Raw genomic sequence first — 26,258 nt, forward strand, 5'->3', positions numbered from 1 at the left:
GTAATACTCCGTTGACTGAAACAACTTGGTGTTGCGTGAACATTAATCCGGCCGTTCTCAAACATTAACGGTAAATGAACGACCCGGATGATAAAAGGGTAGAACATTGTTATTGCTTTTAGCGGTCATCACTCTTGATGAGTAATTCTTTATCAAAACGCGATTCCTTGAGCGCTTCCTTGACACGCTTCAAGTTATCTCTAAATTTTGCCCCACGGCGCAAAGTAAATCCTGTAGCCAGCACATCTATCACGGTCAGTTGAGCAAGTCGAGAGACCATGGGCATATAAATGTCAGTATCTTCCGGTACATCGAGGGTAATTGCCAGCGTTGCTTCACGCGCTAGTGGCGTGCCGGGAGAGGTGAGGGCGATAACCATGGCGTCGTTTTCCCGCGCCAACTGCGCCAGTTCAACCAGGCTTTTGGTCCTTCCAGTATGGGAAATAAGCACAATGACGTCGTCGTCGCTACAATTCATACAACTCATGCGTTGCAGAACAATATCGTCGGAATAGATGACCGGTACGTTAAAGCGGAAAAATTTATTCATCGCGTCATGCGCTACCGCGGCCGAAGAACCCAGGCCAAAGAAAGCAATTTTCTTCGCCTGGGTTAATAAATCTACCGCCCGATTTACCGCCGCGTTATCCAGCGACTGGCGAACGTGATCGAGGCTTGCCATCGCTGATTCGAAGATTTTCCCTGTGTAAGATTCAACGCTGTCATCCTCATCCACATTACGATTAACATAAGGGGTGCCATTTGCCAGACTTTGCGCCAAATGCAGTTTAAAATCAGGAAAGCCACGGGTATCCATGCTGCGACAGAAACGGTTCACCGTCGGCTCGCTGACGTTGGCTTCTACAGCTAGTGCGGCGATGCTTGAATGGATTGCTCGCTCGGGAGAGACAAGAATAATGTCGGCGACTTTACGCTCTGACTTGCTCAACTGTTCCAGTTTTAACTGGATTTTTTCCAGCATATTCATGATGTAGGTAGACTCATGGGTCATGGGCAAAAACGATTTCAGCGATATGGGGAAACCGGGGCTTGATTCAGTGTATAGATAGTACCCCCGCTGATGCAGCAACGGGGCAAAATGGACAGAATAGTTGTTGTTTTTTTTCATTACATGATCAGAGTCTGGTTTTCTTACTTCTTCATGGGTACGAAAAAAGACGACTTTTTTGTCCATTTTGCGACGGGAAATGGTAATAAAGCGGCTGTTCACGGTAACAGCACGGCTGGATAAGCGTTTACGGTTTCCGGATTCACGTAAAAGCAGTACAGTGCAGTGTAATAAAATTACAACCAGTGTCTGGCAAAAGCACCAGGCACTTAATTGAGGAGAATGACATGGCGGTAACGCAAACAGCCCAGGCATGTGATCTGGTCATTTTCGGCGCAAAGGGCGACCTGGCGCGGCGAAAATTGCTGCCTTCCCTGTATCAACTGGAAAAGGCCGGACAGATTAACCCTGAAACCCGCATCATTGGGGTTGGGCGTGCCGACTGGGACAAAGCAGCCTATACCAAGGTTGTGCGCGAAGCGCTCGAAACCTTCATGAAAGAAAAAATCGATGAAGGTTTATGGGAGACCCTCAGCGGTCGTCTGGAGTTTTGTAATCTGGACGTCAATGACACAGCCGCGTTTAAACGTCTGGGCAAAATGCTGGATCAAAAATCGCGTACCACCATCAACTATTTTGCGATGCCGCCGAGTACCTTCGGCGCGATCTGCAAAGGTCTGGGTGAAGCAAAGCTGAATGCTAAACCAGCCCGCGTCGTGATGGAAAAACCGCTGGGTACGTCACTGGCAACATCCCGTGAAATCAACGATCAGGTTGGCGAGTATTTCGAAGAGTGTCAGGTTTACCGCATCGACCACTATCTCGGCAAAGAGACGGTTCTGAACCTGCTGGCACTGCGTTTTGCCAACTCCCTGTTTGTGAACAACTGGGATAACCGCACTATCGATCACGTAGAAATTACCGTGGCGGAAGAGGTGGGTATTGAAGGGCGCTGGGGCTATTTTGACCAGGCTGGTCAAATGCGCGATATGATCCAGAACCACCTGCTGCAAATTCTGTGCATGATCGCGATGTCTCCACCGTCCGATCTGAGCGCTGACAGCATCCGTGATGAAAAAGTGAAAGTACTGAAATCACTGCGTCGCATCGATCGTTCGAACGTACGGGAAAAAACAGTTCGCGGCCAGTACACCGCCGGTTTTGCCCAGGGCAAAAAAGTTCCGGGATATCTGGAAGAAGAAGGCGCGAACAAGAGCAGCAACACGGAAACGTTTGTGGCGATCCGTGTGGATATCGATAACTGGCGCTGGGCGGGTGTTCCTTTCTACCTGCGTACCGGTAAACGTTTGCCGACGAAGTGCTCTGAAGTCGTGGTTTACTTCAAAACGCCTGAGCTGAACCTGTTCAGAGAGTCCTGGCAGGATCTACCGCAGAACAAGCTGACCATCCGTTTGCAGCCTGATGAAGGTGTCGATATCCAGGTACTGAACAAAGTACCGGGTCTGGATCACAAGCATAATCTGCAAATTACCAAGCTTGATCTGAGCTATTCCGAAACCTTCAACCAGACGCACCTTGCCGACGCCTACGAGCGCCTGCTGCTTGAAACGATGCGCGGCATTCAGGCGCTGTTTGTGCGCCGTGATGAAGTTGAAGAAGCATGGAAGTGGGTCGACTCCATTACCGAAGCATGGGCGATGGACAACGACGCGCCGAAGCCGTATCAGGCAGGCACCTGGGGACCGGTTGCTTCTGTGGCCATGATCACCCGTGATGGTCGTTCCTGGAACGAGTTTGAGTAAAATATCATCTAGCCCATAGGTGTTATTTTACCGGTAACATGATCTAACACAGATTGTAGAATAATTTTTGCACTTTTAAGCTCCGCGTGGATTCACCCGCGGGGCTTTTTTTATTACACTGCCTGAAACGATTTTGCCCCTGAGCTGCGGCTAACAAGCGATTCAGCCATTTTTAACCCAACTGAAACACATTGTTGATCCAACGCTCTGACAGATAAATTTTAGGAGCCTCTATGAATCCGAATTTGTTACGCGTAACACAACGTATCGTCGAACGTTCTCGTGACACACGTTCCGCCTACCTCGCCCGTATTGAACAAGCGAAATCAACTACCGTTCATCGCTCACAGCTGGCATGCGGTAACCTGGCGCATGGTTTTGCTGCGTGTCAGCCGGACGACAAGACTTCGCTGAAAAGCATGCTGCGTAACAATATCGCGATCATTACCTCCTATAACGACATGCTCTCCGCGCATCAGCCGTATGAACACTATCCGACCATCATTCGTAAAGCGCTACATGAAGCCAATGCTGTAGGCCAGGTTGCGGGCGGTGTGCCTGCCATGTGCGACGGTGTGACCCAGGGCCAGGATGGGATGGAGCTTTCCCTGCTGAGTCGTGAAGTGATTGCGATGTCGGCTGCAGTAGGCCTTTCCCACAATATGTTCGACGGCGCGTTGTTCCTCGGCGTGTGCGACAAAATTGTCCCGGGCCTGGTGATGGCGGCGCTGTCATTTGGTCATCTGCCTTCAATCTTTATTCCTTCCGGTCCGATGGCGAGCGGTCTGGCGAATAAAGAAAAAGTGCGTATCCGTCAGCTGTATGCTGAAGGTAAAGTCGATCGCATGGCGCTTCTTGAATCCGAAGCGGCGTCTTATCACGCACCGGGTACCTGTACGTTCTATGGCACCGCGAACACCAACCAGATGGTGGTGGAGTTTATGGGGATGCAACTGCCAGGCTCCTCATTCGTGCACCCGGATGCGCCATTACGCGAAGCACTGACCGCGGCGGCAGCCCGTCAGGTCACGCGCCTGACTGGAAACGGCAATGAATGGATGCCGATCGGTAAAATGATTGATGAAAAAGTTGTGGTGAACGGTATTGTCGCGCTGCTGGCGACCGGGGGCTCAACTAACCATACGATGCACCTGGTAGCGATGGCGCGTGCGGCCGGGATACTGATTAACTGGGACGACTTCTCCGATCTGTCCGATATCGTGCCGCTGATGGCGCGTTTGTACCCGAATGGTCCGGCAGATATTAACCACTTCCAGGCCGCGGGTGGTGTGCCGGTGTTAATGCGAGAACTGCTTAACGCGGGTCTGCTGCATGAAGATGTGAACACCGTTGCCGGGTTCGGTTTATCACGTTACACCATGGAACCCTGGCTCAACGAGGGTGAACTGGACTGGCGTGAAGGGGCGGCGAAGTCGTTGGACAGCAATGTGATTGCCACCTTTGACCAACCGTTCTCCCACCATGGCGGCACCAAAGTGCTGAGCGGAAACCTTGGTCGAGCAGTGATGAAGACGTCGGCGGTCCCGGTAGAAAATCAGGTAATTGAAGCACCGGCAGTCGTTTTTGAAAGTCAGCATGATGTGTTACCGGCCTTCGATGCGGGTCTGCTTGATCGGGATTGCGTGGTGGTTGTGCGCCATCAGGGACCAAAAGCGAACGGAATGCCAGAATTACATAAACTCATGCCGCCACTTGGTGTATTATTGGACCGTTGTTTCAAAATTGCGTTAGTTACAGATGGACGACTTTCAGGTGCTTCAGGTAAAGTGCCTTCAGCAATCCATGTAACCCCGGAAGCCTATGATGGCGGGTTGCTGGCAAAAGTACGCGATGGCGACATCATTCGTGTGAATGGACAGACAGGTGAATTGACGCTGCTGGTTGATGAAGAGGAACTTGCCTCTCGTCAGCCTCACATTCCTGACCTCAGCGCATCGCGCGTGGGTACAGGCCGTGAAATGTTCAGCGCGTTGCGTGAAAAGCTGTCCGGTGCGGAGCAGGGCGCAACCTGTATCACTTTTTAAGACTTATTTTGTAATCAGGCGAGAGAAAACTCTGATGAAAAACTGGAAGACAAGTGCAGAAGCAATCCTGACCACTGGCCCGGTTGTACCGGTTATTGTGGTTAATAAACTGGAACACGCGGTGCCGATGGCAAAAGCGCTGGTTGCAGGGGGCGTGCGCGTTCTGGAAGTGACCTTACGTACCGCATGTGCGATGGATGCCATTCGCGCGATCGCCAAAGAAGTTCCAGACGCTATCGTTGGCGCGGGTACCGTACTGAACCCACAACAGCTGGCTGAAGTGACCGAAGCCGGTGCGCAGTTTGCTATCAGCCCGGGCCTGACCGAGCCGCTGCTGAAGGCTGCAACCGAAGGCACTATTCCGCTGATCCCTGGTATCAGCACCGTTTCTGAACTGATGCTGGGTATGGACTACGGTTTGAAAGAATTCAAATTCTTCCCGGCGGAAGCGAACGGTGGTACTAAAGCACTGCAGGCGATTGCGGGTCCGTTCTCTCAGGTCCGTTTCTGCCCAACTGGTGGTATTTCCCCGTCTAACTACCGCGATTACCTGGCACTGAAAAGCGTGCTGTGCATCGGCGGTTCCTGGCTGGTTCCTGCAGATGCGCTGGAAGCGGGGGATTACGATCGCATTACTAAGCTGGCTCGTGAAGCAGTAGAAGGCGCGAAGCAGTAATCCGTTAATGCGTAAACCGTAGGTCAGATACGGCAGCAATGCTTTATCCGACCTACGGGTCTGGTTTTTATCCTGCGACTTTCACCTGTGCGGCTGCGTCTTTCGCGCGTATCACCGCATCTTCAATGCTCTGTGCTGTGGCCAGCACAACGCCCAGACGACGGCTCCCGTCGATTTCCGGCTTGCCAAAGAAACGCACTTGCATACCCGCACCTACAGCGGCCTGCACGTTATCAAACGTGATATTCTGGCTGGTAAGTTGCGGCAGGATAACGGCGGAAGCAGAAGGTCCATACTGGCGGATTGCGCCAACGGGCAGACCGAGAAATGCGCGTACGTGTAGGGCAAACTCGGACAGATCCTGCGAAATCAAGGTCACCATACCCGTGTCGTGAGGGCGAGGGGAAACTTCGCTGAAAATCACCTCATCACCGCAGACAAACAGCTCCACGCCAAACAGTCCATGGCCGCCAAGCGCCAGCACCACCTTACGGGCAATCTCCTGCGCGCGCATCAGTGCCAGGTCACTCATCTGCTGCGGCTGCCAGGATTCACGATAATCGCCATCTTCCTGACGATGTCCTACCGGCGCGCAGAAATGGACGCCATCAACTGCGCTGACGGTAAGCAGGGTGATTTCAAAATCAAAATTCACTACGCCTTCGACGATAACGCGTCCGGCGCCTGCCCGGCCTCCCTGCTGAGCATAGTCCCAGGCCTCGGTGAGCCGATCGGCGGAACGAATAAAGCTTTGTCCCTTCCCGGAGGAACTCATTACCGGCTTCACAATGCAGGGGTAGCCGATTTCGGCGACAGCCTCACGAAAGCGGGCTTCGCTGTCAGCAAAGCGGTAAGAAGAGGTCGGCAAAGACAATTCTTCGGCGGCCAGTCGACGGATCCCCTCGCGGTTCATGGTCAGTTGCGTCGCCCTGGCACACGGCACGACGCGTTGGCCTTCCTGTTCCAGTGTTACCAGCATATCTGTGGCAATCGCCTCTATTTCGGGCACGATATAATCTGGTTTTTCACGCTCCACGAGCTGGCGTAATGCATCGCCATCCAGCATGTTGATTACGTATGAACGATGGGCAACATGCATAGCTGGCGCGTCGGGGTAACGATCCACGGCAATGACTTCCACGCCCAGGCGTTGGCATTCAATCGCCACCTCTTTACCCAGTTCACCTGAACCTAATAACATCACTCGCGTTGCTGCGGGACGCAGCGCTGTGCCTAATAACGTCATAAATTATTCCCCTGTTTTATCTGGGCGCAGTATATACGAAAACGTTTGCGTCTGTCTTTATTACCAGGTTGATTTCGAGGCGTAAAAAGAATATACTGTACATAAATACAGGTAATTTGAGAGGCTGCAAAAATGGCGGTTGAAGTTAAATACGTAGTCATTCGGGAAGGTGAGGAAAAAATGTCGTTTACCAGCAAAAAGGAAGCCGATGCGTATGACAAAATGCTGGACACAGCGGATTTGCTCGACACATGGCTGGAACAATCGCCGGTAGCGCTCGAAGACGAGCAGCGTGAAGCACTTTCCCTGTGGCTGGCTGAGCAAAAGGATGTGCTGAGCGCCATTCTGAAAAATGGCAAACTGCCATCGCCGCAGGCGGTCGAAAACGACGCGCACACTGAGGATGATACTCAGGCTGCCTGAAACGACTTGCGCTCCTGACGTTTTGTACCATGCTTTTCCCTGAATCATTGTGCAATCCCTGACGTCATTTCACGTTGCTACAGGCAACATGAATGGCGAAGGGGAGATTAAGGAGAAAAGAATGTATAAAAAAAGAGCGTTACTGAGCCTGCTGTTGTTGTCCGCCAGCGTATCTGTGTTTGCGGCAAATACGGAAAGCAAGAATGTTCAGTTCCCCAAGTGTGAAGGACTGGATTCAAACGGCATTGCGGCGAGCGTGAAACGTGATTATCAGCAAAATCGCATCTCCCGCTGGGCTGACGATCAAAAACGCGTTGGTCAGGCCGACCCTGTCGCCTGGGTCAACACGCCCGATATTACGGGCAAAGACGGGAAATGGTCAGTTCCCCTGACGGTTCGCGGTAAAAGCGCGGATATTCACTATCAGGTAAAAGTCGACTGCAAGGCCGGAACGGCGGAGTATAAGCCGCAATAACGAAGGTATTTGCACATCTTTTGATGACCTGAACACTTCCTGACATCCCCTCGGGTACGCTTTGATGATTATTCGTCTGTACTTGAGGGGCAAAATGGCTAACTGGCTAAATCAACTACAATCTCTTCTTGGGCAAAAAGGATCCTCCGCGTCATCTTCTGGCGAGCAAGGGCTGAGTAAACTTCTGGTTCCGGGCGCGTTAGGCGGTCTGGCAGGATTACTGGTTGCCAATAAATCTTCACGTAAATTACTGAGTAAATACGGCACCAGCGCGCTTTTAGTTGGTGGTGGGGCAGTTGCCGGTACCGTGTTATGGAACAAATACAAGGATAAGGTTCGCGCTGCGCATCAGGATGAACAGCAGTTCGGCGCACAAAGCTCACCGCTGGATGAGCGAACTGAACGTCTGATCCTCGCGCTGGTTTTTGCGGCGAAAAGCGATGGTCATATTGATGCTAAAGAACGTACCGCCATTGAGCAGCAACTCCGCGAAGCGGGCGTTGAAGAGCAGGGGCGAGTTCTGATTGAGCGCGCCATCGAACAACCGCTAGATCCTCAACGCCTGGCACAAGGTATCCGCAACGAAGAAGAAGCGCTGGAAATTTACTTCCTGAGCTGTGCGGCGATTGATATCGACCACTTTATGGAGCGTAGCTATCTGAACGCGCTGGGCGATGCGCTGAAGATCCCGCAGGATGTTCGTGAAGGCATTGAACAGGATCTCAAAGAACAAAAACAGGCTTTACCGGGTTAATTACTTACCGCTAAGGCGCATGTTTCGCTTGCATCATTGCTGTCTTTTGCCACCCTTATAGGATGATTAAGCAAAAGAACAATGACATGCTACCAAAAGCTTCTCGTATTCCCCACGCCATGACGCAGCATGGCGATACTCGTGTTGATAATTATTACTGGTTGCGAGATGACACCCGCTCGCAGCCGGAAGTACTGGATTATCTGCAACAAGAAAATGCGTATGGCCGCCAGATTATGGCCTCGCAACAGGCCTTGCAGGATCGCATCCTGAAAGAGATTATCGACCGAATCCCGCCCCAGGATGCATCCGCCCCTTATGTGAAGAATGGTTATCGCTACCGGCATATTTATGAACCGGGGTGCGAGTATGCCATTTACCAGCGTCAGTCTGCCTTCAGTGAAGAGTGGGATGGATGGGACACCCTGCTGGATGGTAACCAGCGAGCAGCCCACAGTGAGTTTTATACGCTGGGAGGGCTGGCGATATCGCCGGATAACACTATCATGGCACTGGCCGAAGATTATCTCTCTCGTCGGCAATATGGCGTGCGTTTTCGCAATCTGCAAAGCGGCAACTGGTATCCTGAAGTGCTGGACAACGTTGAAGCAGACCTGGTCTGGGCAAATGACTCGCAGACCTTCTATTACGTGCGCAAACATGCAACCACGCTGCTTCCGTATCAGGTTTGGCGGCATATCGTCGGCTCGCCATCGTCACTGGATGAGCTGGTGTATGAAGAAGCCGATGATATGTTTTATGTCAGCCTGCATAAAACCACCTCGCTTCACTATGTGGTTATTCATATCGCCAGTGCGACCACCAGTGAGGTTTTGCTGCTTGATGCAGAACTGGCGGATGCCGAGCCGTTAGTCTTTTTAGCCCGGCGCAAAGACCACGAATACAGCCTCGATCACTATCAGCATACGTTTTATCTGCGCTCTAACCGTCAGGGTAAAAATTTTGGTTTGTACCGTACCCGTGTGCGAGATGAACAAGCCTGGGAGACGCTGATCCCGCCGCGCGATAGCGTCATGCTGGAGGGTTTTACGCTGTTCACAGACTGGCTGGTGGTGGAGGAGCGCCAGCGAGGCTTAACCAGCCTGCGACAGATTAATCGTAAAACGCGCGAAGTAGTCGGCATCGCTTTTGACGATCCAGCGTATGTGACCTGGCTTGCCTATAATCCAGAGCCGGAGACATCGCGGCTGCGCTATGGCTATTCCTCCATGACCACCCCGGACACGTTGTTTGAACTGGATATGGACACCGGGGAACGTCGCGTACTTAAGCAGACGGAGGTCCCCGGATTTGATGCAGTGAATTACCGCAGCGAACACGTATGGATCACCGTGCGTGATGGCACCGAGGTTCCGGTTTCACTGGTTTATCATCAAAAGTATTTCCTGAAAGGAAAGAATCCGTTACTGGTTTACGGCTATGGTTCGTATGGCGCCAGCATGGACGCCGATTTCAGCAGTAGTCGCTTGAGCCTACTGGATCGCGGCTTTGTTTATGCCATTGCCCATGTGCGTGGCGGTGGTGAGTTAGGACAGCAGTGGTATGAAGACGGTAAGTTTCTGCTCAAGAAAAATACCTTCAATGATTACCTCGACGTCTGCGATGCGCTGCTAAAAATGGGTTACGGTGCGCCTTCGCTCTGTTATGGCATGGGGGGGAGTGCCGGAGGAATGTTGATGGGTGTCGCCATTAATGAGCGCCCGGAACTCTTCCATGGCGTCATTGCGCAGGTGCCATTTGTCGATGTGGTAACTACGATGCTGGATGAGTCAATTCCCCTGACGACCGGTGAGTTTGAAGAGTGGGGTAATCCGCAGGACGAAGAGTATTACACCTACATGAAAAGCTACAGCCCGTATGACAATGTTACAGCACAGGATTATCCGCATCTGCTGGTTACGACGGGATTACACGACTCCCAGGTGCAATACTGGGAACCGGCAAAATGGGTGGCAAAACTGCGTGAGCTGAAAACGGACGATCGTCTGCTGTTGCTCTGCACGGATATGGATTCCGGGCACGGCGGTAAATCCGGGCGTTTTAAATCTTACGAAGGCGTGGCCCTGGAATACGCATTTTTGGTAGGACTGGCGCAGGGAACACTGCCTGGACAGGCGTAAACTCAGGCGTTATCCAGATAGTGTTTCAGCGTTAAGCGCAGCTCCGGGCTCATACTGTCGAGGTTATTAAATAACCAGCGCAAGTATCCCGGATCGCGTTCAGCCACTTCTGATACCGGTTTTCCGCGGTACTTACCAAAAGTGAACGTAGTGAGTAACGCAGGACGACCGGTAATATCGACCATCTGTTCTGCTGACCAGCCTGACGTCTGCATAATGTCGATCAGCAGTGCCGCAGTGATGTAGCAGTCATACAGGGCGCGGTGATGATGCAGACCTGACGGCGTCTGGACGCTCAACTTACGTGATTTATACAGCGCCATATTGCTGTATTTGATCCCCGGCCACAAACGACGGGAGAGCTTCATGGTGCAAATCCACTCCCCGGGCATGTCGGGTAACACGCGGCGGTCAAAGCTGGCATTGTGCGCCACGTACCACTCGCTGCCGTAGTATTGCGGGATGACATCTTCAATCCACGGCTTATCGGCTACCATCGCTTCAGTAATACGATGGATAGCCATCGCCTGAGGGCTGATAGGGCGGTCAGGACGCACCAGGTGGCTCATTGGATTGACTATTTTTCCGTCAACCACATCGACAGAAGCAATCTCAACAATGCCTCCCTGCAGACCACAGGTTTCTGTATCTATTATGCGCAACATGCCATGCTCCTGACCCAAAACGATTAGCGTAATGGAATGATATCACCTTGCCAACCCCGTGGCGTGCGTTGACCCGTTAAGAGTAAGGAACCGCTGTCTGCACGAACAATCAATCGACCTCGCTCATCCCATAATGCGCTGCTGCCACGCGCATTAGCCATTAATACAGCAATGGCAAACTTATGCGAGAAACTCTGTAGACGAGATGTGGAGGAGAGCAATTCGGGTTCGCTAACGGACTGACTGCTGGTGAACAGGGAATAAGCCGGGTCGATATCGATACCTTCCGGTTGGCTATCCACAACGCTAATGGCATTTCGCTGTCTGGCGATACAGGCCCCGTGACTCTGATGAAACGTTAAGGGCGAGGTCATCCAGGGAGAGAAAAGTGCGATCCCTTTTACGAACCGATTGTTATGCTCTACCGGCAGTCCCGCAATAATCGTCATGCGATAAGTCGCGGCGGCATGCGCGAGAGGTTCTAACAACGATAAATCGGGTGGGGCTGGGAGCGCGTCATGCTCATCAACACAACCCAATAGCGAAAGGGAGGGGAAAACCAGCAATTCACATTGGCATTGAGCTGCTGCCTGAATGAATTGCAGGTGATGCGCGACATGTTCGGTAACTGAGGTGTGAAGAGGTTCGTACTGCGCTGCTGCGATTTTCCAGTGTGACATAATGATTTCCTTTTCATAGTGTCTACAACCATCCTTAAATTATAGATTAAGGATATACTTATACTGTAGCAGGCATCATGTAAGGAATCGTAACGTTATATAAGTTTTATTTAACTTTAGGCTCGTAGGGTAAACGCGAAAGGGAAACAGATGCCAAACGGTGCGCGATGAGTCTTTCCCGAAACCAGTCGCGCAAATGTTCGGGTTGTTCACGTTCAACCACTTCGGCAACAACCGGCATATTGTATCGCTCCTTAAATGCGACACCCGCCGCGGCCAGGTCAACATTGACCTTATCCATTTCAGCTTGTTCAAGTTTGGCCAGATTGATGTTCATGGGCTTCTCCTTTTCTCTGTCTTTCGGCGCGCAAAGTTACTAAGAGTGTGCATTAATGGCAAGACCGAAATGATGATTCTCGACTCGATCATTGTAGAAGGTTATTCTCTATAGATTAGACATAACAAAAAGGAATAGTTGAAATGGCTTCATCTGCATCTATGCTTCGCAACGCTCTCATCGTACTGGCCAGCGTTCTGGTCACGCCTGCCGCCCTGGCTCATGCTCACCTGACGAAACAAAGCCCGGCGGCTAATGCCGAGGTTGCGGCATCTCCTCAGGCGTTGACGCTGAATTTCTCTGAAGGCGTAGAGCCAGGATTCAGCGGTGCAACGTTGACCGGTCCAAACAAAGAACAGATCAAAACGGGCAAAGCGTCGCGCAGTGAGCAGGACAAAACGCAACTGATTGTTCCGCTTGCTCAGACGCTGGAAGCCGGAAAATATACGGTCGACTGGCATGTCGTCTCCGTAGATGGTCATAAAACGAAGGGACAATATACCTTTAGCGTGAAATAACCGATGCTGGCATTTACCTGGGTTGCACTACGGTTCATCCATTTTACCACTTTGATGCTGGTGTTTGGCTGTGCGCTTTACGGCGCATGGCTGGCTCCCGTTTCGGTTCGTCGTTTAATGATGCGTCGTTTTTTACGTCTGCAACGGCATGCCGCAACGTGGAGTTTTATCAGCGCGACGCTGATGCTGGCGATCCAGGGTGGGTTAATGGGCTCAGGCTGGCGGGATGTTATCTCTACAGATGTATGGGGCGCGGTGTTGCAAACGCAGTTCGGCGGCGTCTGGTTATGGCAGATTATCCTCGCGCTGGTCACGCTGGTGGTGGTTATTATCGTACCGCGTAGCATGCCGCGACGGCTGTTAATGCTGACGATTGCGCAGTTTATTTTGCTGGCTGGCGTCGGGCATGCGACGCTGCACAGTGGCATTACTGGGGCAATCCAGCAGGTTAACCATGCCTTGCATCTGATATGCGCCGCCGCCTGGTTCGGTGGCCTGCTCCCCGTACTTTACTGTATGCGAATGGCGCATGGCCGCTGGCGAGAACAGGCCATCAGCACCATGATGCGTTTCTCCCGCTACGGGCATCTTTTCGTTATCGGTGTTTTACTTACCGGTATTATGAATGCGCTGTTTATTGTCGGTTTTTCTGTTCCCTGGCACATGGCTTACGGGCAACTACTTTTGTTAAAAGGTGCTCTGGTAATGCTAATGGTGGCGATTGCGCTGGTGAATCGGTATGTTCTGGTACCACGCATGCGGCAGGATAACCGCAGTATGACACTCTATTTTATTTGGATGACTAAGCTGGAATGGGGAATTGGGGCCGTTGTGCTGGCGATTGTCAGCCTGTTTGCAACTCTCGAACCTTTCTGATTGATGGACTGGCAAAACGCATGAAAAAAATCATTATCTCGTTAGTACTACTGGCAAGCTCCGGGGCCGCACTGGCTGCGCCACAGGTCATCACCGTCAGCCGTTTTGAGGTTGGTAAAGATAAGTGGGCGTTTAATCGGGAAGAGGTGATGCTGACCTGCCGTCCGGGTAACGCGCTGTATGTCATCAATCCCAGTACGCTGGTGCAATACCCGTTAAATGATGTCGCCAGACAGCAGGTGGAGAGCGGGAAAACCACGGCAAAGCCGATCGAGATTATCCAGATTGATGATCCGGCGAAACCGGGCGAAAAAATGAGCCTGGCGCCGTTTGTGGAGCGTGCAGAAAAGCTCTGCTAATTGTCAGATGTAGCACTCTGATTTCCAATAAAAAACCGCAAGGATCTCTCAGGAGAACTTGCGGTTTTTACGTTTGGGTGCGTGACAATCGTCCTTTTTTTCAGGCCACTTTAGTCGCGGACTGGAAAACCTGGCGCTGTCATCTATTCTTAAATGGCAGGGTAACTTAGCCTGCATTAATGCCAACTTTTAGCGCACGGCTCTCTCCCAAGAGCCATTTCCCTGGACCGAATACAGGAATCGTATTCGGTCTCTTTTTATGTGCTTGTTTTCGTTAGGTTTTTTCGGTGCTATCACGAAATCCCACGAAAATTACTCGAAATTTCCATATCCTGTCTAAACCATAACATATTCTGCACCGCGTGCGTCCAGGTATTTTTTGGTCATTGTTAAATTTTTATGCCCCAGCAGTCTCTGTGCGAAATCCTCTCCGCGCTCTCTTTCATAGAGTCTGCTCGCCAAGCTCCTGATCTCATGGAACGGGGGAGGGTTGGGGCCAAACTTTAACTCTGTAGAATCCCTGATGTCAGAAAATGCTTGGGTAATTCCGTCCGGAGTTAACGGACCAGGCTTCCTGCCTCCACGCCTCACCGCTGAATACAGCATGAAGTCTGACGGGTTGTTTTTACGACAATGATCGATAACATCCTGCAATACCAAATCAGCAGAGTCCAGTCGCAAATCAAGTGGCAACGCCAATTTGTGACCTGTCTTTTCCTGCGTGACAAACAACCTTCCATCCCTGATATCGCTGAATCTGAACAACGATACGTCCTCTCTTCTTTGCCCGGTGACAAGTGCCAGGTCACATGCATTTGCAGCCCATTCGGAATGGGCGGTTGCGGCATCCCTTATTATCTCGAACTGTTCAAGTAGAAGACGCTCGCGCTTAACTTTTGGTGTTGGTGTTCTTGTCGGCTCAGCCGGATTCCTTTCAATATGCCCCTCGACAATTGCTTCCCTGAAAATATCCAACAACACCGAACGTAGTCCGGAAGCCATGCTCTTCTTGTCGCAGAGTATGTAACTCTCAAGGAAAGTAGATATATCCTTAGTGCTGACCGCCGATAGCGGCATACGTCCGAATTCATCACTGATAGTGGCGATCTGGTTGCGCCTGACCTTCATCGTGTTTGGCTTCAATTCTCTTCGCTCAAGAATTACTTCGTAGCGCTCAAGCCACGCTTTCACCGTAAATGTTGGTGTTTCCTTTATGCGGTCCAGCAGCGCTGACGGAAGGTAATTCTGTTCGATGTAGTTATTGGCTTCGATGGCCTGAGAAATGGCGTCCTTTCTGTCGATCCGGCCAAGAGATAGCTCTTGACCGGTAATCGGGTTTCGCCAGCTATAAAGCCTGTCTCTTTTACGATAGGTCAGGTTACGGGGCAGGTTAGCGTCGTAACGAACTGGCCTTTTCGCCATGAGTCAGTCTCTCCAGTAGAGTGCCGCCAGTTGGCAGCGATATGCGTTTTGCTTTGTGACGAAGGTTCTTTTTGCTCGGATCCACATAGATGGCATCTGGCTGAACCTTATATTCTTTGCCGTGTAGTTCTGGAGCAGGGTAAATACGCCCCTCCCGCGCCCAGCGGCGAAGTGTTGAAAGAGACGGTGGGGTTGAATAAGTTGAATTCGCCCATTCCAGCAGATTAAGAAGCTTGGCCATACTACCTCCGGCTCCCGGCAACTTATTATAGAGCTGCCGGAAAACTGTTATTGAAAAATCGTTATCAACTCACCTGACCCGGCAACGCGCGCAACCGGCGCATACCTGTCATTGCCGTGGCCACGTAGCTAGCCTTACGGTTCACTACCTCCACCCAGACCTTCACACCTTCAACTCTCACCGTGTACGTTTCCTTCATCTTGCTGCGGCCATAGTCGCCGTAACGTTCTGCATGAGTGGCCAGTGCTATGTCGCATGCCTGACGCGCTAACGGGGATTGCTGGTTGGCTCGGTTAATTAATCGCATTGTCACCGCCTTCTGGATTGGATGGTTGACGGAAAACCGCTCGGGACGGCGACAAATCGCAATATGCATCGGTTTCGGTATGCCCGAAAATTGCCTTACAGCGACGGATATGGGCGCAGTCGCCGCAGGTCTTACCCTTCAGGAGTTGCATTTTATCGGGGTCTGCCGGGTTATAATTCAGCTCAGTCATTCCAGGCCTCCAGCTCGTTCTGGATTTCCTCGTCGATCTCGTCATTGGTGGCGTCTTCGTTTAGATAGTCGCGCGCCTCTTTGAGATACTGTTCCCGGCGTTCGTGGTACCAGGCAGAGAACTCCGGTGACCAGCCGCGACCATTACCTTGAAAATCAACCAGAGCGTTGTCCTCAGCCATACGCTCAACCATGCAGTCGGCAGTTGTCAGGGCGCATTCCCGGATGTAACCGCGAAGGTGGTGTTTGCGCCACCAAGGATTTACTTTCGAATCGCAACGTCCTTTGAACTCAATTTCCCAGCGGCGGATGCAGCGTGCGTTTAAAGATTTACTCATCTCGTTACCGGGAGGGTTCGCCCTCCCGCCTCCCTTAGGCCACGTATTCCGGTTTCATATCCGCCAAGGTGATGCTGAACTGATCGTGCAGTTCGTCGCCCAGATGACGTTTCGCCGTTGCAAGAACTCGCTCAACTTCCCCAAACCGTTCAGCTGCATCCGGTTCATCCGGAGACGGCAGGGAGTTGATCGCGGCTTCAACCTTGTTACGTGAATCAACCAGGTAGTAGCGCTTCACTGCCTTATTCTTCAGCTCGGTGAACAGGGCAGATCCGAGCGTGGCCTTCGCGCTTTCGATATCAGCGCGCAGTGTTTTAGCGCTATCAACATCCTGAGCAGCATCGATGCGTTCGCGGAAATCATCAGCCAGTGATTCGATATTTACTGACGATTCCTGTGCGCTTTGCGTGGTTGTGACGGTGTCACCAGAAATTTCAGCCAGGTTAACGTGCTTCGGTGCCGGGTTAATCTCTTTCTCAGTACGCGGCTCAACTTCATCTGGGCTGTAGACGCCGAGGATGACTTCAGGGCAGTACAAGCGTGCCCAGTACTTGGCTGCCAGATAAGCGATCTGCTGTTTTGGCGCTGTTTTCCACAATGGAGAGTTACGTGTGGTGATATCTGCTAGGTAGATTGGCTCGCCCCAGGTGATTTCTTCTTCTCCGCGCAGTACGGCGCCAACCCGGATAAACAGGCCTAATTCATCACGGCCGTCTTTTTTCCCAGCGATCTTCTCCCAGTCACCGCCATATTCGTAATGGAAGCGGCCAATAATGGCGCTGGAGCTGGAAATCACTGCGTTAACCAGTTGCGCTTCGTAACCCAGAACGCCATTCACCAGGTGCGTTTTCTGGGCAACTGCATATGGGTTCATTCCCCACTGCATAGCCTGCATGACGATAGCCATACAGTCGGCGGGTTTCCCCGCCAGGTGTTTGGGAACGGTGACAGCAGACTGCGCCATCAATTCAGCGAAAGAGGTAAGCTGGCCGAGTGCCTGCACGTTGAACACAGCGTTGCTGGCGGAAATGGTGTTTGGTGCCTGCTCGGTCGTAATGATGTTGGTATTTTGCATGGTCAAATCATCCCTTAAGCCAGACGCAGCGCTTCAAGGCGGCGCAGGTCGAAGTCGTTCAGTTCGTCGGTGTAATCAGCGGTGATCGGCGCTGGCCATTCGCCAGTGTCAAAGCCGGTAGCGATAGCGCGCATTGATTTACGGTACTCGAGCATGCCCAGCTCCAGCAGTTCGGCGGATGCCTCGATGATGGCGATCCAGTGGTAGTTCTCGTCTTTGTTGACGAAAATCCAGAAGAACTGGTCCAGCGCGGCGGTCTCGCAATACATAGCCGCGCTCAGGTGGTAGTCACGGTCGATGATTTCCCGGTGCAGTTTGGCGCGCAGGCCTTCCTGCTTAACGTTCCACATGCTGATGGTTTTCAGGTCGGCACCGATGCGCACGCCGTCCAGGTCGATTTCCAGATCCGGGCGCACACGAACTTCGAGTCCGGTTTCGTCGTCAAATCCAAAGTAGCTCACCTCAACGGCGCGGCTCGGATGTGTCAGCAACTTGCCCGCGGTCGGGTGCTCGAGCAGGGCTTTCTGAATGCTCAGTGCAGTGCTCAGTTGCTGGCGGGTGACCAGCACTTTCCCATGCGGATTCTCGCGCCACGCATCCAGCAGTTCGTCGGTGAAGACGGCGTCCGGATTAACAGACTTCACGGCCTGTATCAGATCTGCTTTAGTACCGGACACTTTCAGCGGTTGGGGTTTCTGCGCTTCCTGTGCAACCAGGTCAGGATTGATGATTACCAACTGCTCGAGTAACGCATCACGGCTACCGCTGGTTTTCACCTGTGCAGGCAGAGTGGCGTTGTATTCCTTGATGCAGGCTTTCATCGCCGCTGCGGTCTGCTTCTGATCCGCTTCGATACGCTGGTACTCTTCGGGCAGCGACATATAACTCTGGCCGGTTTCTTCCAGCGACCCGCCGAGCGGCAGTTGTGCCGGCAGCGTGGCGTTGTGTTCTTCTAGCAAAGCTTTGATATCGTCTGCGCTCAGTTGCGCTGGCAGGTTGGCGTTGTACTCATCAATAAACGCGCGGATAGTTGCCGTGGTGGTAAATGCGCCTTCCGGGATTACGGGTTCAACGCTAAATTCTTCATCGAGCTGCTCTGGCTGCAACGCCAGTGCATGCACCAGGTTACCCATATCCAGAACAGGAGAGCGTTCTTTGATAATGGTTTTCTCTACGTAGCGCGCATTGAAGTACATCAGCGAAACACGTGCGTCTTTCACCTGGGTAGAGCTGATACCGTTGGCCGCGTGATAAACCTCGTTCGGCAGACCTTCATAGCGACCTGGCTCGAAGTAAGCGGGGTAAACTACAGCTGGTTTGTCAGATTGCGCTTCTGGCTCGGCTTGTGCCGTAACCGGTTCAGTTTGGTTTACAGAATCGCTATTTTGGGCGACAGAATCCGTATTCTGGTTTACATCGGCTTGCTGGCTGGTATCTGATTCTTCACCAGTTTCCATACTGCTTTTGCCTGACTGCACTTCAGTACCAGCCTGTTTTTCATCACTGACAGTTTCTTGAACCTGCACATTGCTGGTGGTCTCCGTAGCCTTTTTCGTGCCATGAGTAGCTGAGTTCTGCAGCAAAGCCGTAACGTCGAATATTCCGTTGCCGACATTTTTAACCAGTTCTTGTTCGACTTTCTGCGGTTGTGCTGTCGCTTCCTCTGCGCGGCGGCATGCTCCTTCTTCACGCACGCGTTGCAGGTTCTCTTCGTGAGTGCAGAAGGATTTGCGCGGAGGCTCCTTACTTTCAGGTTGGGGAATTCCCTGTGTTGCGGGTTCAGCTTCATGCAATGGCAATAACTCAACAGCAGCATTAAACGCAGCAGTCATGGTCTGGTTAACAAATGCCAGGTGAGCGACAGGAGTTAGATGAATATTTTCCGGCGCGATACGTACCAAGTTAAAAATAGCCGTGCGGTTAACGCCAAGAACGCCAGGTTGATTGCGCAGAATGCTGCTCCATGATTTCCACGGTTCTTCTTTTTTGGTCACGATTTCTTTAGCGCGACGAAGAATGCTGCCCGGGATCTCGAAGTGGTTGAAGTCCATAGGCAGAAGGGCACAGGCAATCTCTAAATCGAGAGTGTCAAGGGTGTGGTGTGCATCAGGTCCGCGGTCAGTGACGGAACCGCCATCGGCATTGGTGCCGGAATCAGTACGCTGCACGCTACTGATGCGATTACCTTTGCTCCACTCTTTAACCAGTAGCCCGCGATCGATGTAATCTGTATTGAACCATACCGTCAGGAACTGAATAACGGTTGCCAGTTCTGGTTTTTTCCCGTCGATAGGGAATGCTTTCTTAACTGCATTCACAACTTTATGAATATCGTGCTCAATGGCTTTTTTGAATGCTTCCACATTCTCAGCAGCCAGCAGCAGGTTCTGGACGTACGCGTCATCAGTGTCCATCTCAAGGCGGACAATCTCATTTTTCTGCCCGGCGTCGACGTGATAGAGATATTCACCATCACCGATGAACTGAGCCAGTACGCGCTGGCGGAAAGGCAGGGTGGCAACAACGATCAGGTTCGGTTGCTGTATCTGATGGGATTGCTCTTCGGTATCGACTTCACTATCAACGACGCCACCTTCTGCCCGGCCGTTCTCGTCGGCCTGGATGCCGTCCTCAACAGTGAGATCTTGACCCGTTGTAACGTTAGCACCGCTGCTGGTTTCAGTTTTGAGCAACTGCAACTTACCACTGCGCCAGTCTTCTATCAGTTGATTGCGGTCACCGGCATCCGTGTTCACCCAGTCAGACATGAATGCAGCGATCAATCTTGGTTCGTGCTCTTCATCTGGTGTGAAAATGTCCTTAACCGCCTGAATCATTTTCCACTCAGCGTTCAGGCTGAGTTTGGCAGTCTCGGGTACATCGCTCTTTGCCACAAGCATGCTCTGGAGATATGTATTGCCTTCATCCAATGACATTTCGCTGGCAGCCAGCTGCTGCTCTTTAGTGATATGAGTCTGGTATTTATCAATCATCAGATGGACGGCAAAGCGGACTGCTGGAGTACGGTTTTCAACCGGGACAATTTCGGACGCAGTCGCGTCTTCAACGATTACGGTTGGAGTAGAAGTGGAGGGTACGTCAACGGCGCCACTAGACTCGCCAGCGGCTTTTGGCAGCCATGTGCGCCCATCGTCCTGAAGTTCGTAACGATCACACCAAGTGAAATCAACTTCACCTTCTTCCGGAAGGTCATCAACAACCGGGAAATCAGTGCGAATCGGTTTGGCGTAGTCCTTGCCACGACCTGTTTCGATGCCTGCATCTTCCAGTGCGACATCCAGCATTAGGTTGGCGCGAGCCTCAGTTTTTGCAGTGAACCAGACCACTGCATCTTGCTTTCCGGATTTCTGAGTGGCTTTAACCACATTAAAGAATTCCATGTGAGATCCTCATTTTTGGGTGTTAGAATCCCCGGACCATTGATAGCGCCCATTGGGTTAACTTTGGTTTTAATGTTGTTTCCGGTGTAACTTTGGTCGGTGGCACCGGACGTAGATCCCGCCTTGCGCGGGTTTTACGTTAGCCTTCGTGAGCCATCTGGTCGTGCGAAGCGCAACGTCTGGAGCAATACTCTTTCTCTTTACGCGCCAGCTGTGAGCCGTTGCGATAGAGAAGGGTGCTTTTGATTACTTCTTCCGGTTTAACCGGCTTACCGCAGTAACCGCATTTCTTGTCTACCATGACGACCTCCGCTAGTGACTGAGTCCATGTCCCAGACCGTTCAGATAAACTTCAACCAGCAGATCTCTGGTGTAAGTCATTTCTACGCCGCGATGCAGATACAAACGTCCGCGAGCGTTAGCTGATGCCGTCCAGGTTGAGTCTTTGTGTTTGACGAGCATCCCCGGCTGAACTGCGCCGCGGTTTACTGTCTGTGTACCGTAGTGCTGATGAACCATGATGATTTCCTCTTGTTTGCCTTATAGCCGGCCAGCTGAGCGTTAAACCTTATGCGCATTGCTTAAAGTTGGACGAACAGTCCGTGGATGGCGTTCGTCTCACCGAATCCCCACTTCGTAGCTGGCTAACTTCGCTCAGTTGTCGATGTTTCGTTTCGATGGAGTGATAATAGCTAAAGCGATTACTTGGATCAATCGCCAAAACGATATTAGGTATCACTAAAGTGATAATCGATTGAATGTTAAAGCGATATTTTTTTAATGAAATACGGAAAAAGCGATAGGAGTTGGGTGTGAAACAATCGGAATTGAGGAAGGTAGGTTTACGGGTAATAAAAAACCCGCCGGAGCGGGTTGTTGTTATCCTTGTTTAGGTGTCGAGTAACCTTCTAGGTTGAATTTGAATTGCTTTGGCCCTGCCTGGTAGAAATCTGCCTCAATAATGAGTTTCTTGTGATTGGAGATGCTTTTAATAAAACTGTTGGAATTATCAAAGAAAATGACATCTGAACGACCATTCTCGGCAGGACTCATTTTATATTTCTGAATTTTTTCATTGTCGAACTTAACTGAAACTTCGCAACCATCGTAAGAGTTACAACTGAACTGCCCTTTGCTTATCAATAACATTGCTTCATTAGGCTTTAGATCTTCAGCTTTTTGGTCACCCTTCAATTCTGTTTTTGGTGATCGAAGAACTAAAGTCATCTTCGAACCGCCATTGTAAGGGAAATCAAAATCTACAGCGTTGTCAGATTCTGTTTGCAGAAATTTTGTTGCAGTTCCACGCATCTCATCGTTGTTGTAAGAGGCTAACCACTCAGTTGAAAAAGTTGTGGTAGATACGAGTAAAGAACCAGCAATTACAACTTTTATCCATTTCATGATAGAGCTATCCACCTTGATTATTGTAGGAAATATCCTAATTCTAAATGGTTAGTACGTAACGATAAATACATATAACTTGATCTAAATCTAAGATACATAAACCAGAGGTACGGATTATGCGAACCGTTTGTAGTCGATCGACTGTCTTAAAAGCACTTTTGCCATCACGTAAAAGATGCCTTCATCTTCTGGCTCAACGTACCATTTCTCATAAATAGGGTTATCAGAAATAACTGCCAGTCGATCACGTTGCATCTGTAAGCGTTTAACGTGGAGAGTCTTACCAAAGACGAATACATAAACACCGTCTCCGTCAAAATGTGTAACGCCAATATCAACGAAAATCTGATCGCCTGGTGAAATGGTTCCGTCCATGCTATCGCCGTTAACGGTTATAACTTTAACATGTGTAGCTGGTCGGTTACCGAACAAAGCGCGCGCCTGTTCAGTCGTGTATTCGATGGCCCGGATAGTTTCAATGAAGTCGCTGGTGACTAGAGCGCCGGGACCAGCGCTGGCTTTAACGTCGAGTACATCCACGCGGTAAATCCCATTTAGTGACGGTTTAACTTGGTATGGCGCTGTAGATTCATTCGCAACACTTGAAGCCATTACCCCCTCACCAGTAGACAGCCACTCCGGCCGTACACCTAGAACAGAGGCGATCTCAACGGTCTTACGAGATCCACTCGCGTCCTTCAGTAGTTTATTAACGCTGGACTGAGCCATACCGACATCTTTGGCTAATCGGCCCTGTGTATATCCAGCATGTTTCATTGCCTGCGCCAAGCGCTCCGAGAATCCCATATTCACCTCTGTTAATGACTCCTTTAACTCTATCGCTCAAGCGATTATTTGGCAAAAAATCGCCTATGCGATTGACATTCGCTAAAGTGATAAACATAATCGCTTTAAGCTAATAGCTGAGGTGATTATGAAGGCCCTAACAGTAGAGAAGAACTCCGCAGTAGAGAAAGCGATCGCCATCGCTGGCAGCCAGAAAGAACTGGCAAAACGTTGTGGTAAAGCCCAGTCCACTATCTGTGACTGGCTTAACGGAAAGAAACGCATCTCCCCGGTTCACGTTCCTGAACTGGTGAAAGCGGTTGGTGGTGAAATCCAGGCTCACGAATTCCGTCCGGATCTGCCGTCCATCTTTCCACACCCTGACAACCATGCCGTCTGACCGGCGGCTATAACCACGAAAGGGAAAGCAAATGCAATCACTTGCGTATCAACACAATACCGGAATACATCCGGGAGCGATGATAAACCGCGCTCAACCCAAAGAGGCACCAGACCACGAAAAGATCCGTGATTCGGTCCGAGCCTGGTCGTCGGCGCTGGGCAATCAGGACGTGGTATCAGCGCTGATCATCAACGAATACCGGGAGCAGGGCGGGACCGATATCAGCTTCCCGGAGGATATCAGCCGGGCGCGCCAGAAGCTTTTCCGCTTCCTGGACAACCATTTCAACAGCGAACGGTACCGCGAAAACGTTCGCCAGCTAACTCCGGCAATTCTTGCTGTTATGCCGCTCGAGTTCCGTAACCGCCTGCTACCAAAAGACAACGTTATGGCCCGTCTGGCTCGGCTGGAGAAAGAAACCAGCGAAGCGAAGATTGCCGTCGCTATGAATGCGCCACGGCATCAGAAGCTGAAAGAGCTGAGTGAGGGGATCGTGGAGATGTATCGCGTTGACCCTGGCTTAACCGGCCCACTGATCGAGATGGTGGAGATGATGCTGGGTGCGATGTGAGGGAAAACGGCAATGAACCACATCGAATTTATCGAAAAGCACGTCCGCGAATAACTGGTCCGGCAGGGCTTCACTGCGGCAGTGGCGCAGGGGGGGGCATTTCAGGCTGTCGATATGTACAAGCGCATGTCTCAGGCAAGTCGCAAAGGGAGGATTTTTGATGATGTTTTGCGTCACGCGAAATTATGGGCAGAAAAACAGACGTTGCCGGCTGAACGATTTGAAACGAAGCGCGTTAAGCGCGGTGGTCAGCAAGGACTGTTCTGAAAGGGTGAAGACCGCTGTGCTCGAACACAGACGGCCTTCGGGTGCAAAAACTGGCAGTTATTGCGAGAACATTATGACAAACGCATATACAAAACACCAGGCTAGGGAGGCATAGCTATGTCGAATGTCGCCTACGCCGATTTTGCGGCGCGTACCGCCGTCAGGAGCAACCGGATGGAGAACCAGAAGACCGGATTCATCCCGTTGTACCGGAGTGTACTGAAGAAGCCCTGGGCTAAAGATGTCTTCCTGCGCACGCTATGGGAGAACCTTCTGTTGGGCGCCGCCCGCCAGCCCTACACGGCAAGCTTTAAAGGCCGGCAGTGGCCATTACAAACCGGACAACTGGTGACCACGTCGGCAGATCTCGGGCTGAAATTATGCGACCGAAATGGGGAGCCAACAAGCCGTCATGCAGTGGATCGAATGCTGTCTCTTTTCGTGAAAGAAGGGATGATTTCAACCGCTGGCGAGAAGAGAAAAGGCACTGTAATTACCATCACAAATTTTGCGCATTACGCTCAAAAAATGGACGATTTACCCGCGCATAACGCCGCGCATAACAGCGAGCATAGCCCCGCGCATAACGAACCCAGCAATGGCGAGGCTTCGGGAGTGGATGCCGAGCATAACCCCGAGCATAAGGGTGCGCTTAAGCCCGAGAATCATGAACAAGAAGTAATATTAAATACTAACGTATTTAATGTACGTCAGAGAATTTCAAACATTGTTCCTGATGCAGCTGTCCAGACTCCGAAAGGTGACAAATGGGGGACATCTGACGATCTCCTCTGTGCAGAGTGGATGCTGGCACTGCGCGATATCACCAAACCATCCCTGAAAAAACCGAACATGACTGGCTGGGCGAATGATATACGCCTGATGCGCCAACTGGACGGACGCACCCACAAAGAGATTTGTGAGCTGTTCCGATGGGCCTGCAAAGACTCGTTCTGGTACAAAAATATTCTCTCCCCCGCAAAGCTCCGCGCCAAGTGGGACACGTTAACCCTTCACAGCGAAGACACTACCCGTAAGCCACGCACAGATTTCAGCGCAAACAAATCCGAAACTGGCCCGCACTGGAACAGTCCTGAAGCATGGGAGAAATTTTTATGACCCCAGATCTTTATCATGCAATTCAGAATCGCGACAGCGAAATGCTATCGCGCATGGCTGGAGATTCTTACCACGGACGCAAGGTTGTTAACGCTGACGCTGAAAAGCTGGTGGATATGCTTTTTGAAAACCTCATGCAGGTATTCCCGGCATCCACTCAGACGAACCTACGTACTGACGCTGATATTCGCGTTGCAAAGCAGCAATGGATCGCGGCTTTTGCTGAGTCAGGCATCACCTCCCGTGAACAACTTTCCGCGGGGATGCAGAAAGCCCGATCCAGCCAGTCACCGTTCTGGCCGTCGCCGGGTCAGTTTATTTCGTGGTGCCGTGAGGGGAGTGGCGCGCTGGGGGTCAGTGTGGACGACATCATGGGCGAATACTGGCGCTGGAGGAAACTTGTTTTTCGCTACCCGACCAGTGAGCAGTTCCCATGGAAGGATAAAAACCCGCTGTATTACCACGTCTGCCTTGAACTGCGCCGTCGTGGAACAGAGGGACAGCTCAGCGAGAAGGAACTTATCCGAGCAGCTGGTGACATCCTGCATGATTGGGAAAAGCGAGCGCTGTCCGGTAAGCCGGTACCGCCAATCCGTCGCGCACTTGCAGCGCCGAAAGCAGCTACTGGCCCAACGCCTGCAGAGATGCTGATGGCTCAGTACAAACAACGCAAAAACGCCGGTCTGGTCTAATGGGGGAAATCAC

30 protein-coding genes are annotated in these 26,258 nt (G+C 51.4%); 14 read left to right on the forward strand and 16 right to left on the reverse strand.

Features of this window, described 5'->3' with window-relative positions; all coding sequences use genetic code 11:
* Positions 1 to 118 precede the first annotated feature (118 nt).
* Positions 119 to 988: a MurR/RpiR family transcriptional regulator gene (locus WHR59_RS09790; RefSeq protein WP_043017934.1), complete on the reverse strand. Its 870-nt coding sequence runs from the start codon at positions 986 to 988 to the stop codon at positions 119 to 121.
* Positions 989 to 1,356: 368 nt separating this feature from the next.
* Between WHR59_RS09790 and zwf the strand changes: the two genes are divergently transcribed.
* From zwf to kdgA, 3 genes are all read left to right on the forward strand, one after another.
* The gene (zwf, locus tag WHR59_RS09795; protein ID WP_043016695.1) at positions 1,357 to 2,832 is read left to right on the forward strand and encodes a glucose-6-phosphate dehydrogenase; all 1,476 of its coding nucleotides are present in this window, start codon (positions 1,357 to 1,359) and stop codon (positions 2,830 to 2,832) included.
* A 233-nt stretch (positions 2,833 to 3,065) separates the two neighbouring features.
* Entirely contained in the window at positions 3,066 to 4,877 is a 1,812-nt protein-coding gene (gene edd / locus WHR59_RS09800) for a phosphogluconate dehydratase (RefSeq protein ID WP_338843902.1), read from the forward strand.
* 34 nt (positions 4,878 to 4,911) lie between these two features.
* A complete protein-coding gene (kdgA, locus tag WHR59_RS09805) occupies positions 4,912 to 5,553 on the forward strand; it encodes a bifunctional 4-hydroxy-2-oxoglutarate aldolase/2-dehydro-3-deoxy-phosphogluconate aldolase (protein ID WP_043016693.1) in 642 nt (213 codons plus the stop codon).
* Between the two features lie 67 nt (positions 5,554 to 5,620).
* On the opposite strand, the gene purT is transcribed toward kdgA, so the two are convergent.
* Positions 5,621 to 6,799 carry a formate-dependent phosphoribosylglycinamide formyltransferase gene (gene purT / locus WHR59_RS09810; RefSeq protein ID WP_075146018.1) on the reverse strand — a complete coding sequence of 393 codons (1,179 nt, stop codon included), beginning with the start codon at positions 6,797 to 6,799 and terminating at the stop codon, positions 5,621 to 5,623.
* Between the two features lie 132 nt (positions 6,800 to 6,931).
* Here purT and yebG point away from each other — a divergent pair, with 132 nt between their 5' ends.
* The 4 genes from yebG to ptrB all read left to right on the forward strand — a co-directional run bounded on the left by yebG (position 6,932) and on the right by ptrB (position 10,592).
* On the forward strand, positions 6,932 to 7,222 hold the full coding sequence (yebG, locus tag WHR59_RS09815) for a DNA damage-inducible protein YebG (RefSeq protein WP_032943780.1): 291 nt from the start codon (positions 6,932 to 6,934) through the stop codon (positions 7,220 to 7,222).
* A 121-nt stretch (positions 7,223 to 7,343) separates the two neighbouring features.
* Positions 7,344 to 7,697, forward strand: coding sequence for a protein YebF (gene yebF / locus WHR59_RS09820; RefSeq protein ID WP_338843903.1), 354 nt, complete (start codon positions 7,344 to 7,346; stop codon positions 7,695 to 7,697).
* Positions 7,698 to 7,791: 94 nt separating this feature from the next.
* Positions 7,792 to 8,451, forward strand: a complete 660-nt coding sequence (locus WHR59_RS09825; protein WP_338843904.1) for a tellurite resistance TerB family protein — start codon at positions 7,792 to 7,794, stop codon at positions 8,449 to 8,451.
* Between the two features lie 86 nt (positions 8,452 to 8,537).
* Positions 8,538 to 10,592 carry an oligopeptidase B gene (ptrB, locus tag WHR59_RS09830; protein WP_338843905.1) on the forward strand — a complete coding sequence of 685 codons (2,055 nt, stop codon included), beginning with the start codon at positions 8,538 to 8,540 and terminating at the stop codon, positions 10,590 to 10,592.
* Positions 10,593 to 10,594: 2 nt separating this feature from the next.
* Here the strand turns inward: ptrB and exoX are convergent, their stop codons facing one another.
* The 3 genes from exoX to WHR59_RS09845 form a co-directional block, all read right to left on the reverse strand.
* Positions 10,595 to 11,257, reverse strand: a complete 663-nt coding sequence (gene exoX, locus WHR59_RS09835) for an exodeoxyribonuclease X (RefSeq protein WP_043016687.1) — start codon at positions 11,255 to 11,257, stop codon at positions 10,595 to 10,597.
* Between the two features lie 23 nt (positions 11,258 to 11,280).
* Entirely contained in the window at positions 11,281 to 11,937 is a 657-nt protein-coding gene (locus tag WHR59_RS09840) for a carbon-nitrogen hydrolase family protein (protein WP_043016686.1), read from the reverse strand.
* 106 nt (positions 11,938 to 12,043) lie between these two features.
* Positions 12,044 to 12,274, reverse strand: coding sequence for a DNA polymerase III subunit theta (locus tag WHR59_RS09845; RefSeq protein ID WP_003034925.1), 231 nt, complete (start codon positions 12,272 to 12,274; stop codon positions 12,044 to 12,046).
* Between the two features lie 143 nt (positions 12,275 to 12,417).
* Here WHR59_RS09845 and yobA point away from each other — a divergent pair, with 143 nt between their 5' ends.
* Genes yobA through WHR59_RS09860 form a run of 3 tightly spaced genes read left to right on the forward strand, consistent with a single transcriptional unit; the run spans position 12,418 to position 14,027 of the window.
* The gene (yobA, locus tag WHR59_RS09850) at positions 12,418 to 12,792 is read left to right on the forward strand and encodes a CopC domain-containing protein YobA (RefSeq protein WP_047410546.1); all 375 of its coding nucleotides are present in this window, start codon (positions 12,418 to 12,420) and stop codon (positions 12,790 to 12,792) included.
* Positions 12,793 to 12,795: 3 nt separating this feature from the next.
* Entirely contained in the window at positions 12,796 to 13,668 is an 873-nt protein-coding gene (copD, locus tag WHR59_RS09855; protein ID WP_172863125.1) for a copper homeostasis membrane protein CopD, read from the forward strand.
* A 20-nt stretch (positions 13,669 to 13,688) separates the two neighbouring features.
* Positions 13,689 to 14,027, forward strand: a complete 339-nt coding sequence (locus WHR59_RS09860) for a YebY family protein (RefSeq protein ID WP_043016684.1) — start codon at positions 13,689 to 13,691, stop codon at positions 14,025 to 14,027.
* 336 nt (positions 14,028 to 14,363) lie between these two features.
* Here WHR59_RS09860 and WHR59_RS09865 read toward each other — a convergent pair whose 3' ends face one another.
* The 11 genes from WHR59_RS09865 to WHR59_RS09915 form a co-directional block, all read right to left on the reverse strand.
* Entirely contained in the window at positions 14,364 to 15,449 is a 1,086-nt protein-coding gene (locus WHR59_RS09865) for a tyrosine-type recombinase/integrase (protein ID WP_262757267.1), read from the reverse strand.
* Positions 15,418 to 15,690, reverse strand: a complete 273-nt coding sequence (locus WHR59_RS09870) for an excisionase (RefSeq protein ID WP_016156226.1) — start codon at positions 15,688 to 15,690, stop codon at positions 15,418 to 15,420. The genes WHR59_RS09865 and WHR59_RS09870 overlap by 32 nt, the downstream gene beginning before the upstream one ends.
* A gap of 64 nt (positions 15,691 to 15,754) precedes the next feature.
* Positions 15,755 to 15,997 carry a DUF4060 family protein gene (locus WHR59_RS09875; RefSeq protein ID WP_047415379.1) on the reverse strand — a complete coding sequence of 81 codons (243 nt, stop codon included), beginning with the start codon at positions 15,995 to 15,997 and terminating at the stop codon, positions 15,755 to 15,757.
* Positions 15,984 to 16,187 carry a hypothetical protein gene (locus WHR59_RS09880; protein ID WP_338843906.1) on the reverse strand — a complete coding sequence of 68 codons (204 nt, stop codon included), beginning with the start codon at positions 16,185 to 16,187 and terminating at the stop codon, positions 15,984 to 15,986. The genes WHR59_RS09875 and WHR59_RS09880 overlap by 14 nt, the downstream gene beginning before the upstream one ends.
* Positions 16,180 to 16,524 carry a hypothetical protein gene (locus tag WHR59_RS09885; protein WP_338843907.1) on the reverse strand — a complete coding sequence of 115 codons (345 nt, stop codon included), beginning with the start codon at positions 16,522 to 16,524 and terminating at the stop codon, positions 16,180 to 16,182. The genes WHR59_RS09880 and WHR59_RS09885 overlap by 8 nt, the downstream gene beginning before the upstream one ends.
* Positions 16,525 to 16,558: 34 nt before the next feature.
* The gene (locus tag WHR59_RS09890; protein WP_338843908.1) at positions 16,559 to 17,599 is read right to left on the reverse strand and encodes a RecT family recombinase; all 1,041 of its coding nucleotides are present in this window, start codon (positions 17,597 to 17,599) and stop codon (positions 16,559 to 16,561) included.
* 14 nt (positions 17,600 to 17,613) lie between these two features.
* The gene (locus tag WHR59_RS09895) at positions 17,614 to 21,000 is read right to left on the reverse strand and encodes a RecE family exodeoxyribonuclease (protein ID WP_338843909.1); all 3,387 of its coding nucleotides are present in this window, start codon (positions 20,998 to 21,000) and stop codon (positions 17,614 to 17,616) included.
* Between the two features lie 139 nt (positions 21,001 to 21,139).
* A complete protein-coding gene (locus tag WHR59_RS09900; RefSeq protein ID WP_191027956.1) occupies positions 21,140 to 21,301 on the reverse strand; it encodes a YdaE family protein in 162 nt (53 codons plus the stop codon).
* A gap of 11 nt (positions 21,302 to 21,312) precedes the next feature.
* Positions 21,313 to 21,519, reverse strand: coding sequence for a phage encoded cell division inhibitor protein (locus WHR59_RS09905; protein WP_032935469.1), 207 nt, complete (start codon positions 21,517 to 21,519; stop codon positions 21,313 to 21,315).
* Between the two features lie 360 nt (positions 21,520 to 21,879).
* Complete coding sequence (locus WHR59_RS09910; protein ID WP_200083252.1) at positions 21,880 to 22,404, reverse strand: hypothetical protein; 525 nt, start codon at positions 22,402 to 22,404, stop codon at positions 21,880 to 21,882.
* Positions 22,405 to 22,521: 117 nt separating this feature from the next.
* Positions 22,522 to 23,214, reverse strand: coding sequence for a LexA family transcriptional regulator (locus tag WHR59_RS09915; protein ID WP_049281707.1), 693 nt, complete (start codon positions 23,212 to 23,214; stop codon positions 22,522 to 22,524).
* Between the two features lie 127 nt (positions 23,215 to 23,341).
* Here WHR59_RS09915 and WHR59_RS09920 point away from each other — a divergent pair, with 127 nt between their 5' ends.
* The 4 genes from WHR59_RS09920 to WHR59_RS09935 all read left to right on the forward strand — a co-directional run bounded on the left by WHR59_RS09920 (position 23,342) and on the right by WHR59_RS09935 (position 26,245).
* A complete protein-coding gene (locus WHR59_RS09920; protein ID WP_049281706.1) occupies positions 23,342 to 23,593 on the forward strand; it encodes a transcriptional regulator in 252 nt (83 codons plus the stop codon).
* A 31-nt stretch (positions 23,594 to 23,624) separates the two neighbouring features.
* Positions 23,625 to 24,167 (forward strand): toxin YdaT domain-containing protein, encoded by a 543-nt coding sequence (locus WHR59_RS09925; RefSeq protein WP_200083250.1) that lies wholly within the window; start codon positions 23,625 to 23,627, stop codon positions 24,165 to 24,167.
* Positions 24,168 to 24,551: 384 nt separating this feature from the next.
* On the forward strand, positions 24,552 to 25,553 hold the full coding sequence (locus WHR59_RS09930) for a replication protein (RefSeq protein WP_338843911.1): 1,002 nt from the start codon (positions 24,552 to 24,554) through the stop codon (positions 25,551 to 25,553).
* Positions 25,550 to 26,245 (forward strand): replication protein P, encoded by a 696-nt coding sequence (locus tag WHR59_RS09935; protein WP_338843913.1) that lies wholly within the window; start codon positions 25,550 to 25,552, stop codon positions 26,243 to 26,245. Before WHR59_RS09930 ends, WHR59_RS09935 begins: the two co-directional genes overlap by 4 nt.
* Positions 26,246 to 26,258: the final 13 nt, after the last annotated feature.

This window comes from Citrobacter europaeus (assembly GCF_037482245.1).
Classification (GTDB): Bacteria; Pseudomonadota; Gammaproteobacteria; order Enterobacterales; family Enterobacteriaceae; genus Citrobacter; species Citrobacter europaeus.